Annotated in this window: 18 protein-coding genes; 11 read left to right on the top strand and 7 right to left on the bottom strand. The window is 63.1% G+C overall.

The annotated features are described in order from the left end of the window. Nucleotides 1–5 precede the first annotated feature (5 nt). The 3 genes from V7S54_RS11965 (at nt 6) to V7S54_RS11955 (ending at nt 3,002) form a co-directional block, all read left to right on the top strand. The gene (locus V7S54_RS11965; RefSeq protein ID WP_065374864.1) at nt 6–1,949 is read left to right on the top strand and encodes a MacB family efflux pump subunit; all 1,944 of its coding nucleotides are present in this window, start codon (nt 6–8) and stop codon (nt 1,947–1,949) included. A gap of 189 nt (nt 1,950–2,138) precedes the next feature. Further along, nucleotides 2,139–2,534 (top strand): hypothetical protein, encoded by a 396-nt coding sequence (locus V7S54_RS11960; RefSeq protein ID WP_065374865.1) that lies wholly within the window; start codon nt 2,139–2,141, stop codon nt 2,532–2,534. 51 nt (nt 2,535–2,585) lie between these two features. Next, nucleotides 2,586–3,002 carry a hypothetical protein gene (locus V7S54_RS11955; RefSeq protein ID WP_141679422.1) on the top strand — a complete coding sequence of 139 codons (417 nt, stop codon included), beginning with the start codon at nt 2,586–2,588 and terminating at the stop codon, nt 3,000–3,002. Between the two features lie 98 nt (nt 3,003–3,100). Here the strand turns inward: V7S54_RS11955 and V7S54_RS11950 are convergent, their stop codons facing one another. Continuing rightward, nucleotides 3,101–3,778, bottom strand: coding sequence for a hypothetical protein (locus tag V7S54_RS11950; RefSeq protein ID WP_065374867.1), 678 nt, complete (start codon nt 3,776–3,778; stop codon nt 3,101–3,103). 285 nt (nt 3,779–4,063) lie between these two features. Here V7S54_RS11950 and V7S54_RS11945 point away from each other — a divergent pair, with 285 nt between their 5' ends. Further along, a complete protein-coding gene (locus V7S54_RS11945) occupies nt 4,064–4,762 on the top strand; it encodes a Type 1 glutamine amidotransferase-like domain-containing protein (protein ID WP_141679423.1) in 699 nt (232 codons plus the stop codon). 45 nt (nt 4,763–4,807) lie between these two features. Next, a complete protein-coding gene (locus V7S54_RS11940) occupies nt 4,808–5,377 on the top strand; it encodes a nucleotidyltransferase family protein (protein WP_065374868.1) in 570 nt (189 codons plus the stop codon). Nucleotides 5,378–5,468: 91 nt separating this feature from the next. Here the strand turns inward: V7S54_RS11940 and V7S54_RS11935 are convergent, their stop codons facing one another. Then, complete coding sequence (locus V7S54_RS11935) at nt 5,469–5,684, bottom strand: DUF1127 domain-containing protein (RefSeq protein ID WP_336556962.1); 216 nt, start codon at nt 5,682–5,684, stop codon at nt 5,469–5,471. 104 nt (nt 5,685–5,788) lie between these two features. Between V7S54_RS11935 and V7S54_RS11930 the strand changes: the two genes are divergently transcribed. Continuing rightward, nucleotides 5,789–6,682: a LysR family transcriptional regulator gene (locus tag V7S54_RS11930; protein WP_065374870.1), complete on the top strand. Its 894-nt coding sequence runs from the start codon at nt 5,789–5,791 to the stop codon at nt 6,680–6,682. Here V7S54_RS11930 and V7S54_RS11925 read toward each other — a convergent pair. Further along, entirely contained in the window at nt 6,679–7,287 is a 609-nt protein-coding gene (locus V7S54_RS11925; RefSeq protein ID WP_065374871.1) for a hypothetical protein, read from the bottom strand. The two genes, V7S54_RS11930 and V7S54_RS11925, sit on opposite strands and share 4 nt — an antisense overlap. Before the next feature lie 15 nt (nt 7,288–7,302). Further along, nucleotides 7,303–7,710: a GFA family protein gene (locus V7S54_RS11920; RefSeq protein ID WP_065374872.1), complete on the bottom strand. Its 408-nt coding sequence runs from the start codon at nt 7,708–7,710 to the stop codon at nt 7,303–7,305. Nucleotides 7,711–7,875: 165 nt separating this feature from the next. Here V7S54_RS11920 and V7S54_RS11915 point away from each other — a divergent pair, with 165 nt between their 5' ends. Continuing rightward, nucleotides 7,876–8,625: an SDR family oxidoreductase gene (locus V7S54_RS11915; RefSeq protein ID WP_065374873.1), complete on the top strand. Its 750-nt coding sequence runs from the start codon at nt 7,876–7,878 to the stop codon at nt 8,623–8,625. Between the two features lie 78 nt (nt 8,626–8,703). On the opposite strand, the gene V7S54_RS11910 is transcribed toward V7S54_RS11915, so the two are convergent. Next, on the bottom strand, nt 8,704–9,159 hold the full coding sequence (locus tag V7S54_RS11910; protein ID WP_065374874.1) for an Lrp/AsnC family transcriptional regulator: 456 nt from the start codon (nt 9,157–9,159) through the stop codon (nt 8,704–8,706). A gap of 115 nt (nt 9,160–9,274) precedes the next feature. Between V7S54_RS11910 and V7S54_RS11905 the strand changes: the two genes are divergently transcribed. Continuing rightward, complete coding sequence (locus V7S54_RS11905) at nt 9,275–10,261, top strand: nucleoside recognition domain-containing protein (RefSeq protein WP_065374875.1); 987 nt, start codon at nt 9,275–9,277, stop codon at nt 10,259–10,261. A gap of 204 nt (nt 10,262–10,465) precedes the next feature. On the opposite strand, the gene V7S54_RS11900 is transcribed toward V7S54_RS11905, so the two are convergent. Beyond that, nucleotides 10,466–11,365, bottom strand: a complete 900-nt coding sequence (locus V7S54_RS11900) for a LysR family transcriptional regulator (RefSeq protein ID WP_065374876.1) — start codon at nt 11,363–11,365, stop codon at nt 10,466–10,468. A 228-nt stretch (nt 11,366–11,593) separates the two neighbouring features. Here V7S54_RS11900 and add point away from each other — a divergent pair, with 228 nt between their 5' ends. Further along, on the top strand, nt 11,594–12,616 hold the full coding sequence (gene add / locus V7S54_RS11895; protein WP_141679425.1) for an adenosine deaminase: 1,023 nt from the start codon (nt 11,594–11,596) through the stop codon (nt 12,614–12,616). 247 nt (nt 12,617–12,863) lie between these two features. On the opposite strand, the gene ftrA is transcribed toward add, so the two are convergent. Next, complete coding sequence (gene ftrA / locus V7S54_RS11890) at nt 12,864–13,901, bottom strand: transcriptional regulator FtrA (protein ID WP_419178165.1); 1,038 nt, start codon at nt 13,899–13,901, stop codon at nt 12,864–12,866. Between the two features lie 86 nt (nt 13,902–13,987). Here ftrA and V7S54_RS11885 point away from each other — a divergent pair, with 86 nt between their 5' ends. Beyond that, nucleotides 13,988–14,419 carry a rhodanese-like domain-containing protein gene (locus V7S54_RS11885; RefSeq protein ID WP_065374878.1) on the top strand — a complete coding sequence of 144 codons (432 nt, stop codon included), beginning with the start codon at nt 13,988–13,990 and terminating at the stop codon, nt 14,417–14,419. A 181-nt stretch (nt 14,420–14,600) separates the two neighbouring features. Next, nucleotides 14,601–15,089, top strand: coding sequence for a GNAT family N-acetyltransferase (locus V7S54_RS11880; RefSeq protein ID WP_336408347.1), 489 nt, complete (start codon nt 14,601–14,603; stop codon nt 15,087–15,089). Nucleotides 15,090–15,156 lie beyond the last annotated feature (67 nt).

Below are 15,156 nucleotides of genomic sequence, written 5' to 3'. Positions count from 1 at the left end.
TGGCCATGTCCCCGCTCATCTCGCTCAAGCACGTCAGCAAGACCTATTTCAACGGCGATCTCGCCGTCGAGGTCCTGCACGGCCTCTCGCTCGATATCGAGGCGGGCGAGTTCGTGGCGATCGTCGGCCAGTCCGGCTCCGGCAAGTCGACGCTGATGAACATTCTCGGCTGTCTCGACCAGCCGACCGGCGGCGACTATCTGATCGACGGCGAAAGCGTCGCCGACCTCGACACCGATGAATTGGCGGCGCTGCGCCGCCGCACCTTCGGTTTCGTCTTCCAGAGCTACAACCTCATCCCGACGGCAAGCGCTCAGGAGAATGTCGAGGTGCCGGCGGTCTATGCGGGCATGTCGGCGCGCGATCGGCACGACCGCGCCGAGGCGCTGCTTGAAGCGCTGAAGCTCGGCGAGCGGCTCGACCATCGCCCGAACCAGCTCTCCGGCGGCCAGCAGCAGCGCGTCTCCATTGCGCGCGCGCTGATGAACGGCGGCCGGGTGATCCTCGCCGACGAGCCGACCGGCGCGCTCGACAGCCAGAGCGGCTCAGACGTCATGGCGCTCTTGCGCGACATGAACAACCAGGGCCACACGATCATCGTCATCACCCACTCGCGCGAGGTCGCCGAGCAGGCCGACCGGCTGATCGAGATCCATGACGGCCGCATTGTCGCCGATCGGGCCAAGAAGAGCCGCAGCAATGCCGAAGGCGCGGCAGCGCTTGCCCACCATGTCAGCGAAGGTTCAGCGGCGATCGCCGATGTCACCGAAGCGGTGAAGATGGCGTTCCGGGCGCTGAAGGCCAACCTCTTCCGCACCATCCTGACGCTGCTCGGCATCGTCATCGGTGTCGGTTCTGTCGTCGCGATGCTGGCGATCGGCACCGGCGCGCAGGATTCGGTCCTGAGCCGTATCTCCTCCATGGGCTCGGACCTGCTCGTCGTGCGCCCCAGCATGGCGAATTTTCGCGGCAGCGCCGGCGGCAGCAACGTGACGCTGGTACCGGCCGATGCCGATGCGATCCTCGAAGTGCCGAACGTCGCCTTCGCCGTGCCCGAGATGACGAGCTCCGTCACGCTTCGCCACGGTAACATCGACTACCAGACGACCGCCAACGGCACCGTGCCCCAGTTCACGACGGCAAAATCCTGGAAAATGGCGAGCGGCGAATTCATCAACCAGAACGACATGGACACCTACGCGCCGGTCGCCGTCCTCGGCCAGACGGTGGTGAAAACCCTCTTCCCCGATGGCGACAACCCGATCGGGCAATATGTGCTCGTCAACAAGATCCCCTTCCAGGTCATCGGCGTGATGACGGAAATGGGCGCGACGTCGTTCGGCAACGATCAGGACGACGTGGTGCTGGTGCCGCTGACGACGGGCAGCATCCGCCTCTTCGGCCAGCGCAACATCAGAACCATCACAGTGCAGGTGAAGGACGGCTCGGCGATCGACATCACCCAGCAGACGATCCAGGCGCTGCTCGACCAGCGCCACAAGCGCCAGGACACGCAGATCACCAACATGTCCTCGGTGCGCGAGGCCTTCACCGAGACCTCGAACACGCTGAAGCTGTTCTTAGGCTCCGTCGCCGCGATCTCGCTCTTGGTCGGCGGCATCGGCGTGATGAACATCATGCTCGTCTCGGTCAGCGAGCGCACCCGCGAGATCGGCGTCCGCATGGCAACCGGCGCCCGCCAGCGCGACATCCTGCTGCAGTTCATCATCGAAGCACTGGTCGTCTCGGCGATCGGCGGCGCGCTCGGCGTGCTGCTCGGGCTCGGCACCGGCGCGCTTGCCGGCCAGTTCGGCATGCCCGTTTCCTTCACCCTCGGCCCCGTGGCGCTCGCGTTTACCTGCGCCTTCCTCACCGGCCTCGCCTTCGGCTTCCTGCCCGCCCGCAACGCCTCACGCCTGCAGCCGGCCGTGGCGCTGAGTGCGGATTGAGCGGCGCGGCGCGCAGCCGTCAGCCGTGCCGTGGACAAAGCGAACGCCACCACGGAAGACAGCATCCGGGCGAAGGAGGGCGACCTCAGACACGCCTGACCTCGTTGTGACACATCTCGTCGCTGGACGATGGACAGGCCGCCTGTCACCACCCAGGATAGAACCAGCGTAAACCGGGGATGATTCGCGATGTGGAAGGCGTTTGCGGTTCTTTATGTGCTTGGCTTGGTTTTCGGCCTGGTAATCGCCGCCAACCTGCTGCTGAGTTCATGGGGGCAGATGGCGTTGGCCATTGTGATCCTGGGCGGCGTGAGCACGGCCATCGCAACGCTCGCGGCAATCGGCCTCGTCGCCTATGCCTTCAACCTGCAACTCCCGCCCTTCGGTCTCTGGCGACCGTACAGCTGGCTTCTCGGCATCCTGCTCGGCGGCCTGTCGTTGATCAGCGTGGTGCAATTCGTCACCCGGTTCGAAAGGAGCGATGATGTCACCAGCCTGCTCTGGCTTTCCCTGTCGCTTCTCGTCAATTATTTCAGCTGGCTCGGCGTCTGGCGTTACGGCCGCCGCGTGTCGGCCAATGCCTAGTGCGGCGGGATCTCGCGAACGTTCACAAGGCTCACTTACCAGGAGATGCGATTGGCGATGTGGAAAATCTTTGCTGTTCTGACGTGCGGGCTGACCGCAGCGGCCTTCATCTGGTTTGCGCTCATTGTCTCCGGGCAAGCGCCAGGCGAAATCAACGTGATGGACCTGATCAGCCTGGTCATATCGGTGCCGGCAAGCATCGGCATCGTCTGCTACGCCTATGGTAAAGACATTCTGCCGCCAGCCTTCTGGGCACCTTTCGCAAAAGTCCTCACCTTCTGGACCGCGCTCTATCTCGTCGGCACGGCCTGGATGGTCCTCTCCCTCGGCATCGCCAATTCTGCCTGGAGCGAGCTGGCCGCAATGGCGGCGCTCTACGCGATCTCGCTGGTCTTTACCTATTTCGGCTGGCTTGGCGTCTGGCGCTATGCCCAGCGCGTGAAGCTGCGGCCTGCTGGCGCGAACTAGCGTACGAGCAGCGACGCTGTTGCCGATCGAGGTGTGGGGCGCGCCCATGCGCCTCCCTGCACAACAGCAGAGCAAGCGTCGTCAAGGGTTGCCGATGGTCACCCGGCGTAAGCGAAGTAGACTTTGCCGCGAGCGGGATCAACGATCGTGACACTTCCGCCCTTCCCGTAGGAATAAAACGATCCGCCTGACTGGATCGCCTTGTTGGCGTCGTCAGTCCGCCCCTCTTCAATCGGGATCGAGAAGCCGTACTTTTCCAGGTATTCCTCCAAGTTAGGAGGATGGCGCAGGGGAAGCTCCACCGCCATCATCTCCGGTTCGTCATCGTAGGGATGCCATTCGTCCCTCCTGTCGTCGACCGGTGTTGCCCGCCACGCTCCTTTTTCGCCCGAAAGCACATCGCCGAGCCCGTTGCCCTGTTTTCGCGCCCAGTCTGCGCTCTCGTCGGTCAACCGATAGACAACGAAACCGGTCTCATTGTCGCCGGGCATGAAGCCGACACCGAACAGTTCCTCGAGACGGTATTCGACTTCCGCGACTTCGAGCGGCTCAGGCACGCGTGCGAGAAGGTGGTTTCGCTCGGCAATCTTGCTGGAAATGTAGGGCGACAGGATCGCCAGCAGACCCACAGCAATGATCAGACGTCGGCGATACACCTGATCGGGACGCGTCCGCCGCCAAAGGCGCCTGAGGCCGAGAAAGAAGAGGACGACGGCGGCGATCGCCAGCAAGGCGCAAACGGCAAGCACGGCCAACACGAAGGCTGCGAAATTCATACGGGCTCACGCGAAAACATGATTGAAAACTGCCGGCGTCCCGGCAACTTGAACGGTACTGCGATTACTCAAACGCCTTGGTGGCTTTCTTGTGATCTCCGCTATCTGACGTTGAGCCGCCTGGCAACGCCACGACACAAGCACGCAAGGCCGCTGCTCCCGCTCATGATCCGCAGATTGAGGCAGAACTTGACCGCGTCCCGTTGCCGATCGACAAAGCGCATTGCATGAGGCGACTGTAGTCGCGCCCGCCAATCGTCACAGGCAACCACACAAGAGGCTCAGTTGCTCAACCTCATCCTCTACAGCGACCAGATCCACCCCGACTGCTCGGCGATCGACCTCAGGCTCGTGGACTTGCTGAAGGCCGGTGGCCGCGGAAACCGCATCGCCTATGTCGCCTCCGGCCCGGAACCGGACCGCGGCTTCTTCCTCGCCGCCCGGTCCTACTACGGCCGCTACGGCCTCGATCTGGCGCTGTTCTTCGATCTCGACGAGCCGCATTCGCCAGGCGACGTCGCGGCGCTTTTCGCCTGCGACGCCATTCATCTTTCAGGCGGGCATACCGGCGAATTTCTCGAACGGCTGAAGCAAAGCCGCATGCTCGGCCCGATCCGAGACTGGGCGCTCTCCGGCGGCATTCTCATCGGCGTCAGCGCCGGCGCCATTCTCATGGCCCCGACGATCGCGACCGATGCGCTGTTTATCGGCCTGAGGCCCGAGGACATAGCGGACGGCGACGCGCTCGATCTGGTGCCGTTCGAGTTCTTCCCGCATCTCAACGACGCCGCCGCCTACCTGCCCGCGCTCTTGCGCTACAGCACGCATACGGCACGGCCGATCATCGCCTGTAACGATAGCGCCGGCATCGTCGTCACAGGCGGGCAGATCGAATGTTTTGGAGATCCCGTGTGGATCGCCGCTGGAACCGTGCAGACAACGGGCGATATCAGGCTCGACGGATTCTCGATATCCAGGGCGTGAGATATGACAGATCCCGCGACCCTCTCATACCGAAGGCAACCTCCGATGCGCGAGCGCGACGAACTGCGGGCTATCGTCCTCAAGAGCCCGCTCCTTTCTCCGATCCTCGGAAACTGGGAGAAGATTGCACTGCCGGATGGCTGGCTGGTGGCCGGGGCAATCGCGCAAACTGTCTGGAACCACGCTTTCGGATTGCCGCCCACGCACGGCATCAGCGATATCGACATCGTCTATTTCAACGGTGACGACCTTTCCGAAGAGGCGGAGGCCGCGCACGCCGCCCGGATCGGAAGCCTGTTTGCTGGCTTGCCCATCCGGATCGATGTCAAAAACGAGGCGCGTGTCTATCTCTGGTATCGGGAGAAATTCGGCAGCCCGATCAAGCCCTATAGCTCGATGGAAGAGGCCATCGCGACATTCCCGACCACGGCAACCGCCGTTGGCATTCGCCCGGCCGGCGACGGGCTCGACATTTGCGCGCCCTTCGGCCTTGGCGACCTGCTGGCTCCCACCGTGCGGGCCAACAAGAGCCAGATCACGCGTGAGATATACGAGCGGAAGGTCAATCGCTGGCGCGCTCTTTGGCCGGGCCTCACCATCGAAAGCTGGGATTAGCGTCGGATTGAGCCAAGGCTTTCACGCGTTTGGCCGGCGCCCCTCGCCCCACCGCGTCAAGAGGCGAAATCGTCGCCCATACCTGCAGCGCCTACATCGCCCCTGCCCGCACAGCTTCGGCATGCCGTGTGGGCATTGCGCTTTCTCGCGCCCACACCGGGGCTGCCTTGCGCCTTCCAAGCTGCGCCTCGGCTTGTGTGATGCCGATGTCGGCGAGACGCTCGGCGTCGAGTTCACGCAACTGCTGCAACTGCCAGTACCGCGAGCGCGGCGAGGAGACGAGATAGAGACCGATTTCCCTGAACATGTCGAACACCCATGGTTTGTTTCTCACCATGGGCACAGTCTGCGCCTCGACTTTGCATAAAAGAAGCTTAGCATTCATATTCAAAGCATAAGAAAAACTTTGATATGAGCGCCCTGAACCTCGACTATCTCAAAACCTTCGCGCTGGTGGCCGAACTCGGCAGCTTCTCGGCGGCCGCCGAGCGGCTGGGGCTGACCCAGCCTGCGATCAGCCTGCAGGTGCGGGCGCTGGAAAAACAGCTCGGCGTGCGCCTGGTCGAGCGCGTCGGCCGCACGGCAAGGCCAAGTGCCGCCGGCGAGGAACTGCTTGCCCATGCCGGCCGCATCGAGGCTGCAACCAGCCAGGCCATCGAAGCGGTGGCGCGTCATGCCAAGGGCGTTCTTGGCCGCGTGCGGCTCGGCACCGGCGCCACCCCTTGCGCCTTCCTGCTGCCGCCGCTGCTCGCCGATCTCAAGCGCCGCTTCCCCGACCTCGATATCACGGTCACGACCGGCAACAGCGCCGACATCGTTCGGGCGGTCGACGACAACCTGCTCGATATCGGGCTGGTCACCCTGCCCGTCACCGGCCGTATCTTCGATGTCGCGCCGCTCTTCGACGAACGCTTCGTCGCAATCGCCCCTCTGGGAACCGATCTCCCCGAGAGCGTGACCGCAAAAACCCTGGCGAAGTACCCGATGATCCTCTACGAACCGGGCGCCAACACCCGCCGGATCACCGATGAATGGCTGGTGTCGGGCGGCACCGACGTCAAACCGCTGATGTCGTTCGGCAGCGTCGATGCGATCAAGGAAATGGTCGCCGCCGGCCTGGGTGCTGCCCTCGTTCCGGAGATCGCGCTGCGCGCCGGGGATCGCGAACGGCTGGAGGTGCGGCAGGTTACGCCGCCCTTCTCACGCCGCTCCGCCCTCGTGCTTCGCCGCGACAAGCGGCTCGACCGGGCGCTGCGCGAAACGCTGGCCGCCTTGAGGACGCTGGAGAACCTGGACGAGGACTAGTGAGAGTTGGACAGGTCACGGAGACCGCCAGTCCCTATCGACACCGCCTCTCGGGGACGGCACTGTTCGAGATCACGCATTGCGTGCAGGTCCTGCAAGAGTTTGAAGCCCACGTAGTCGCGGCGCGAAAACTGCCAGCGGTAGTAGCAGTCCCAATAGCTCATCACCCGATCACACGTGAGCTTATAAAACACCGGGTTCGCCCTGATAAATGCCGAGACGACGTCCCGCTCCAGGTCGGGTAGAGCCGCGTGGATATCCCGGATGATTTCGACGACGTATTCGCCGATCAGCGCGATGACGAACGGAATGGACCAGGGCTTGTTGATGTGAAGGATTTCTCGCAGAGCGGCCTGCCGCTGAAAGCCGTCCGTGCTGCGGGTGAGCAAGCAAAGGGCCACCTGGCGCTCAATCAGGCTCAGCCCCGGAAACTCCGGCCTTACCGATGGATGAACCCGGCCGGGTATACGCAAGGTCTCTCCGAGAACGTTGACCGAAAACTCGCTGTAAACATAGTCGGAACTCAGCTTGAGTGCCGCAACAGCGTTCACGGACTGGCCGCGAAGTGCCGTGGGGAAAGCCTGAGGAAATGTCCGTTCAACCATCAATCAGTTTCCGAACTACAAATGCCGCACCTCGGCCGGTGTCTCGCCCCAGTTGTCGTTCAGCCCATCGCAATAGGTCACGGGGGCTGAGACCAGTTCGTCGATATCGACGCCATCGAGGCAGGCGACGTTGATGTTGTAGTAGGTGTGGTTGGTCATGTTGGGCGCGTCGATCCGCTCGAATGGCCTGACGCCGCACTGGCTGCAGAAGAAATGATGGGCGACCGGGTTACGGCCGCGATAGTCCGTCAACGCCTCCTCGCCGGCGATCAGCCGGAAAGCCTCGGGCTTCACCACCACCGACCAGAGCCGCATCTTCAAGCAGATGGTGCAATTGCATTTCCCGGTGCCGGCGCTGATGTCCATGTCCGCCTCGATGCGCACCGCGCCGCAGTGGCAGCTCCCCCGATAGGTCCTCAGCATCCCGTTCCTCCCTGCCCCTTTTGTCGGCCGCGACTATGCCACCGGCCCCGCCGGTTGAAAATCGTCGTCCCTCAACCGTCTTCCGAATTGAGTGGGCGGAAATCGGGTGGGCGCTGCCGTCCGCCGGCAGTAGTCAAGGCGCCTCAACCAAAGAGGAGAAAGTCCATGACTATGCTGCAAGACAAGATCGTTATCGTCACCGGTGCCTCCTCGGGCATCGGCCGCGCGGTCGCCAAGCTCTTCGCCGCCGAGGGTGCGAAGATCGTCGCCAATGCCCGCGGCGAAGCGCAGCTTATGGCCGTTGTCGAAGCGATCCGCGAGGATGGCGGCGAAGCGATCGCCGTCAGCGGCGACGTCACCGAGGAAGCCACCCATATCCGGCTGGTGGAAGCGGCGCTGAAACAGTTCGGCGGCCTCGACATCGCCGTCAACAATGCCGGCGCCGTCAACGTCATGAAGCCGGTCGCCGAGATCATCGCTTCGGAATGGCAGCATTCGCTTGCCACCAACCTCACCTCCGCCTTCCTCGGCGCCCGCCACCAGATCCCGGCGATGCTTGCGCGTGGCGGCGGATCGCTGGTCTTCACCTCCACCTTCGTCGGCACCAGCGTCGGCATCCCCGGCATGGCCGCCTATGGTGCGGCGAAGGCCGGGCTGATGGGCCTCGTCAAGGGCATCACTGCCGACTATGGCGCAAAGGGCATCCGCGCCAACGCCCTGCTCCCGGGTGGCGTCGATACGCCGGCGGGCGGCAGCGCCGAGCAGAAGGAATGGGCCGCCGGCCTGCACGCGATGAAGCGCATCGCCCGGCCGGAGGAAATTGCGCAAGCCGCCCTCTTCCTCTCCGGCCCGATGGCAAGCTTCGTCTCCGGCGCGGCGCTGTTTGCCGATGGCGGCAATGCTGCGGTGAAGTGATCGTCGCGACAGTCTTGTGCGTCGGGACACGTTGCCCCGGCGCGAACCAAGCGCGCGGCCGTGTGTCCCGGAGCGACGCTACCCCAGCGGTATCTCCGTCGTCTCCTTCCCCGTGCGGATCACGAACGCCGTGTAATAGCGCGCAACGTTGCTCTCTTCGCGAAACAGCCGCTCGGTCAGGGCGTCGAGCTCATCCATGTCCTTCAGTCGCAGCATCAAAAGTGCGTCGGTCTCGCCGCTGACGCTATAGGCCTGGACTACCGCCGGCTCCTTGGCGGCCGTGTCGAGGAAGCGGCGCACGAATTGTTCGCCGTGGCGCTCGAGCTCCACAGTAATGATCGCCTTCATGGTCCGCCCGGCCTTTGCCGGATTGAGGACAGCGACGACCCGGTCGATGACGCCGGTCTGGTGAAGTCGCCTTATGCGGCGCAGGCAGCTCGATGGCGACAGGCCGACTTCAGCCGCGAGATCGGCATTGGTGCGCGAGGCATCCTCCTGCAGTAGCCTCAGAAGCTTGCTGTCGATCTTGTCCATCTCCGTCCCCCGTTGCAGCCATTTGCAATTTTATTGCATGAAAGTGCATATTTTGACCACAACTGCGAAGGGCCTCGCGCTAGTCCTTGGACAACACATTCAAGGAGACACCGTCATGGCCGTTCACATCATTTTCTACCGCAAGACGCTCGCCACACTCGAAGTCTACTTTGACCTGGTGCGCATCATCGTGCCGGTCACGATCGTTACCCATGTGCTGCAGGAACTCGGCGTGATCCGCGCGGTCGCACCCGCCTTCGAGCCGCTGATGACACTCGTCGGGCTGCCGCCAGAGCTCGCCTTCGCCTGGCTGACCGGCCTGCTTGTCGGCATCTGGGGCGCCGTCGTCGTCGTCTTCGCGCTGGTCCCGGTCTCGGAGCTGACGACTGCCGACATGACCGTCTTTTCGGCATTGATGCTGGTGGCGCATGCCATCCCGATCGAGCAACGCATCATCCAGAAGGCCGGGCCGAGCTTCCTCGTCACCGGAGCACTCAGGATCGGCGGCGGGCTCGTCTTCGCGGCATTGCTACACCAGGTCTTCGCGGTAACCGGCTGGCTTGCCACGCCGCTGAATCCCACATGGATACCGGTCAACGAGGGCTCCGGCTGGCTCGCCTTCGGCTTGAGCACGCTGAAGACGCTCGCCACCATGCTCGTGGTGCTGCTCGCCCTGAGCTGGACGATCGAGATTCTGAAGCTCGTCGGCATCCTCGGCTGGCTGAACCGGGGCATGGCGCCATTCTTCCGTCTCGCCGGCATAAAGCCTGAAACGGTGCCCTTTGCCGCCGTCGGCGTGCTCCTCGGGATCTCCTACGGCGGTGCGCTGCTGATCCGCGAGGCGCGTGAGGCCAAGGTGGAGCCGCGCCAGGTCTTCCTCGCCTGCGTCTTCATGGGCTTTGGCCACAGCCTGATCGAGGACACATTGGTGGTCGTCGCCCTCGGTGCGGATTTCACCAGCGTGTTCTTCGGCCGCCTGCTCTTTGCCATTGCGGCAACAGCCATCGTCGCGCGGGTCATCGCCTCGGCGCCGGACGCGGTGTTCTTCCGGTCCTTCTTCCGCAGGGAAGGCGTCAGGTTGGCGCCGTCGGAAGCAGGCTAGCGGTGAAGCAAGTCCAGGAAAAGTGTGAAACGGTTTTCCTGGAATTGCGTCACTTTGAAATTGCGGTATCGCAAATGCCACCAGCGGCACGGGCCGCCCCTCGATCGATCCCGAGGAGGGCCGGAGGACAGCTTTTGATCCGAGGAGGTCGTTCCTGATGACGAACTTGGATGTCCTGAATACACTTGAAAGCTGCCATCAGGCTCATTTGAGACCATCCAGCGTCAACGCGATGATGCGTACGTAGTCGCGAGTGGTCGAGTTGAGGGCCTTGGCGTCACGCGCCGCAACTGAAAGCAACTCAAACATGCGCGCGCCTGCGAGAGGCTTGAAAAGGAGGCTTTTGGCGCGAACCTCACTGAAGACGTCGATGGGTGTGAGAATGCTGACGCCGCCACCCTCAGCGACCATCGCCTTCAGAATAGTCACGGAGTTGGTCACTACCGCTCTGATTGGTGGCCTACGGGAGCGCTCCAGCATTTCGTCCACGACCGGCCCCATTGTCAGAGTGTTGTCAACAAGGATCAAAGGATACTCAAGCAGATCCTCGAGATGCAGCTCTGCGCGGCTCGCCAGTGGATGGTCCGGCCGCATGACCGCGCCTCGTTGCACACGCACCTCATGCATCAGCTTAAGGCCGATGTCTTGCGGCGCATTGAAGGTGATGGCGAGGTCGATCTCGTTGGCCATCAGCCGAGCGGTCAACTCGGCGGTGCTGCCGACGATCGCGCGAAGCGATGCGTCAGGATGACGCAACTGCAATTCGCTGAACGTCCGCGGCAGGAATTCCGCGGCCAGGCACTCCATCAAGCCGATGCGCATTTGGTGGCCGCCCGTCCCTTTTAAGTGTTCGACGGAAGCCAAAGTCCGTTGGTTGTCGCGCTGCCATTCCCTGACCTGCTCGACGATGATTTTTCCAGCTTCTGTCAACCGCATGCCGCGAGGCAACCGCTCGAAAAGCTGTGTGCCAAGCTCGGCTTCGAGATTGAGGATTTGGCGGTTAACTGCCGATGGGGCCGAGTTGACGCGTTCGGCAGCGCGACGGATTGAACCGTAGCGCGCTACCATTTCGAGCACCTTGGCTGCCTGCGTGATTAGGGGCATCGGCACGATCCACCTGACTGTCCTATTTTTGCGAACATTATGCACGAGTCTATGCGCTTGTCGTCACTCCTGGTGCGTGTAGCTTTGGCTCCATGACAAAAGACCTTCCCGTCACAGCAGATAAGTAGGTGCCAAGCTGACCCTTCAACGCCGGCACCAGAATCCGTGCCTGCGTCTGAACTTCCGACGATAACAGGAGGGCGCCCTCGACTGGCGCGATGTATGCAAATGAACAGCCCCGCAAAAGCAAAACAACACACCGCGCTGTGCGCCCTGCCCAAGGCAGAGGTACATGTCCATCTCGAGGGGACTTTCGATCCCTCCACCTTTGAGAAATGGGCGGCTGAAGCAGGCGTGGCGATGCCGAGGCCGCGCGAACGCTTGCTGGAATTCGGTGGGCTTGCTGACTTCCTGCATTTTCTCGACTGGGCGTGCGGTCTTGCAAACACAGCGGACCGATTGTCCGAGCTGGCCTATGCCTTCTGCCAGCGCCTCGCTGCCGACGGCACTGGCTATGCCGATGTCATTATCAATCCGACCCACTGGAGTGCGTGGCACGGGCGAACCAGGGCCATGATCGAAGCCCTCGATGCTGGCTTCACCGCAGCGGAACAGGATGGCCTCCCGACGGCGAGGCTTTGCATCAGCTTGCTACGCACCCAGACAGCGGATGAAGCCGCCGAAATGGTTGACCAGCTCGTTGAATGGTGCCACCCGCGCGTGGCAGCTCTATCGATCGACGGCAATGAGGCTGCCGCCGGGCGCACCGGTCCGCGCTTTGCTGACGCCTTCCGCCGCGCGGGTGCCGCTGGATTGCGGCGCACCGTTCATGCCGGCGAATCGAGCGGACCCGAGGGTGTGCGCGACGCCATCGAACTTCTTGGCGCAGACCGGATTGATCATGGTGTGCGCGCAATCGAAGACGAGAGAGTCGTGGCTCTGCTTGCGGAGCGCGGCATACCGCTCGGAATCTGTCCGACTTCCAATCTGACGCTCAACGTCTACCCATCGATGGATGCCCATCCAATCGAGCGGCTCCGCAAAGCCGGAGTGCGTGTCTCGGTGAACACTGATGATCCGAGCCTTCTCGCAACAAACTTGCCGTCGGAATATGAACTGGCCCGCTCCACCTTCGGCTGGACGGACGCAATCGTGCGCGAAGTGGCTCGGACGTCGATCGACGCGAGCTTCGCGGATGCCGACACCAAGGCGCTGCTGAAGTCTCAGCTTTCGCTTTGGCCATCGGATTGAATTGGTATCTGCTGCGGACTGTGTTTGCTCAATTCAGGTCTCAGGTAAGCGATTTCGAGACAACCGGACATTCAATTCAGCGCAACGCAGGTCAGGAAGTGGCGCAAAGCTGTCGCTGGAACATGCCCCCCGTTTGCGGCACAACCGCGTAAAACTGAAGCAATTCCTGGAAAAGCGTGCAGCGGCTTTGCGCCCGGAATGCGTCACGTCAAACCAGGATCGCGGCGGCGTGGCTGACGCCTCCGGTTTACTCCGCGGCGACCTCGGCAGGCACGCCCGCCTGCCCCGCCATCCGCCCAAACGCCGCGCGGTAGGCGGCGGGTGTCGTCGAAAGCTGCTGGCGGAAGTGGTGGCGCAAGGTCTGGGTCGAGCCGAAGCCGGAAGCTTCGGCCACCTGCTCCATGCCAAGTGCGGTTTCCTCCAGCAATTGCCGGGCGCGGGAAAGCCGCTCGGTCAAAAGCCAGCGCGCCGGCGTCGTGCCGGTCGCCGCCTCGAAGCGGCGCAGGAAGGTGCGCTCGCTCATGCCCGCCGCCTTCGCCAGCACCGCGATCGAGAAATCCTCACCCAGCCGTTCGCGCATGCGGTCGAGCAAGGGCCCGAGCCGGGCGCTTTCATGCACATCCGGCACCGCCCGCTCGATGAATTGTGCCTGGCCGCCGTCGCGGTGCGGCGGCACGACCAGGCGGCGGGCCACGCGGTTGGCCGCCTCGCTACCGAAATCGCGGCGGATCAGATGCAGGCAGAGGTCGATGCCGGCGGCACTGCCGGCAGACGTCAGCACCTGCCCGCCATCGACATAGAGCACATCGGGCACCACCTCGATATCAGGGTAGAGTGCCTTCAGTTTTTCCGTATAGCGCCAGTGGGTCGTAGCCCTCCGGCCCGAAAGCAGGCCTGCCGCCGCCAGCACGAAGACGCCGGAACAGATGGAAAGGACGCGGGCGCCGCGCTGATGCGCATCCCGCAGCGCCTGGCAGACCGCCTCCGGCACAGGTTGGTCGGCTCCGCGCCAACCCGGCACGATGATCGTGCCGGCCTCGGCCAGAAGCTCGATGCCGCCATCGGCCACAAAGCGCACGCCGCCGGTTGCCCGGAGCTCGCCGGGATCGACCGAGGCGACGGCGAAGCGATACCAGTCCTCGCCCATTTCCGGCCGCGGCAGGCCGAACATCTCGACTGCGACGCCGAATTCGAAGGTGCAGAGCCCGTCATAGGCAAGCGCCACGACGAGCGGGTTTTGGAGCGATTGGGCAGCGGAAAACGACTTTGGCATGATCTTGAGCATATATGGCAATGTTGCCAACTGCCAGCCCTCATCGGGCGCTGCTACATATCTCTTCGTCAACCCGCACGAACCCGAGGAGATCCCCGATGAGCTATGTCACCGAAACCCCTGCTGCCTCCCCCGAGATCGCCATTGCCCATTTCGCCCGGCGCCTCAGCGTCGAGACCGATTGCGCCGACGTCGCCCATGCGCTGAAGAGCGGGGAGCAGGATTTTGTGCTCTTGCATGTGGTCGGCTCGGATGCGGCTTACGCCCGCCGCCACGTGCCGGGCGCGATCCATCTGCCCCACCGCGAGATCCGCGCCGAGCGCATGGCCGAGTGGCCCGAAGATACCATCTTCGTCGCCTACTGCGCCGGCCCGCATTGCAACGGTGCGGATCAGGCCGCACTCAAGCTCGCGCGGCTCGGCCGCCCCGTGAAGATCATGATCGGCGGCATCACCGGCTGGGAAGATGAAGGCTTCGCCTTCGCCACCGGCGCAGCACCGGGTGAAGCGCAGGCCCTGCTCGCCGCCTGAGCGCCGGTCAGCGCGCACCCCTGCGGCGTGCGTCTTGTTCAAGATCGCTACGGCACTTTGAACCGCTGGATTATTGTCCCTAAATGGATTGCGATCCAAGGTATCTGCAGCAAGGCCGGCGTCCCCGCCGGCCTTCAGTAACCCACACCTAACAGGTCACCCCTTTGCACGAGATGTCGAGATGAACGCATCACCCCTCACCGTCCGCCCCTTCGAACGCCACGACGTGACCGATGTGCTGGGGCTGATGCGCGGCCTTGCAATCTTCGAAGGTTACATCGACAAATTTTTCGTGACCGAAGCGGATCTCATCGAACACGGGCTTGGCGATAACCCGCGCTTCGGCGTGCTCGTCGCGGATCTCGGCGGTCGTGCAGTCGGCATCGCCGTACACTATGTTATCCCCTGGACCTACGATCTGAAGCCGACGCTGGTGCTGAAGGAACTTTTCGTTGATGAAACAGCACGTTCCTCGGGCGCAGGCGCCGCATTGATCGCAGCTTTGAAGCGACTCGCCGCCAGCATCGGCGCGCCGCGCATCAACTGGACCGTGCTTGCGACCAACGACGCCGCCAAGCGCTTTTACCGACGCGAAGGCGGCAGCCACGATGCGATCTGGGAACCCTGGACGATGCCGGTGGAGATCACCGCGGATGGCGGCGAGTGCTAGCTATCAGCCTGGCCATGGGCCGCAAAAATGGCATCTAACCCCGGCAAAGCCTTTCTAATCCGCTTGG

The sequence above is a fragment of the Ensifer sp. CCNWLY38 genome, from assembly GCF_037120565.1.
Taxonomy (GTDB): domain Bacteria; phylum Pseudomonadota; class Alphaproteobacteria; order Rhizobiales; family Rhizobiaceae; genus Ensifer; species Ensifer adhaerens_H.
Note: the sequence above shows the minus strand (reverse complement) of the source record. Positions and strands in the feature narration are given on the sequence as shown.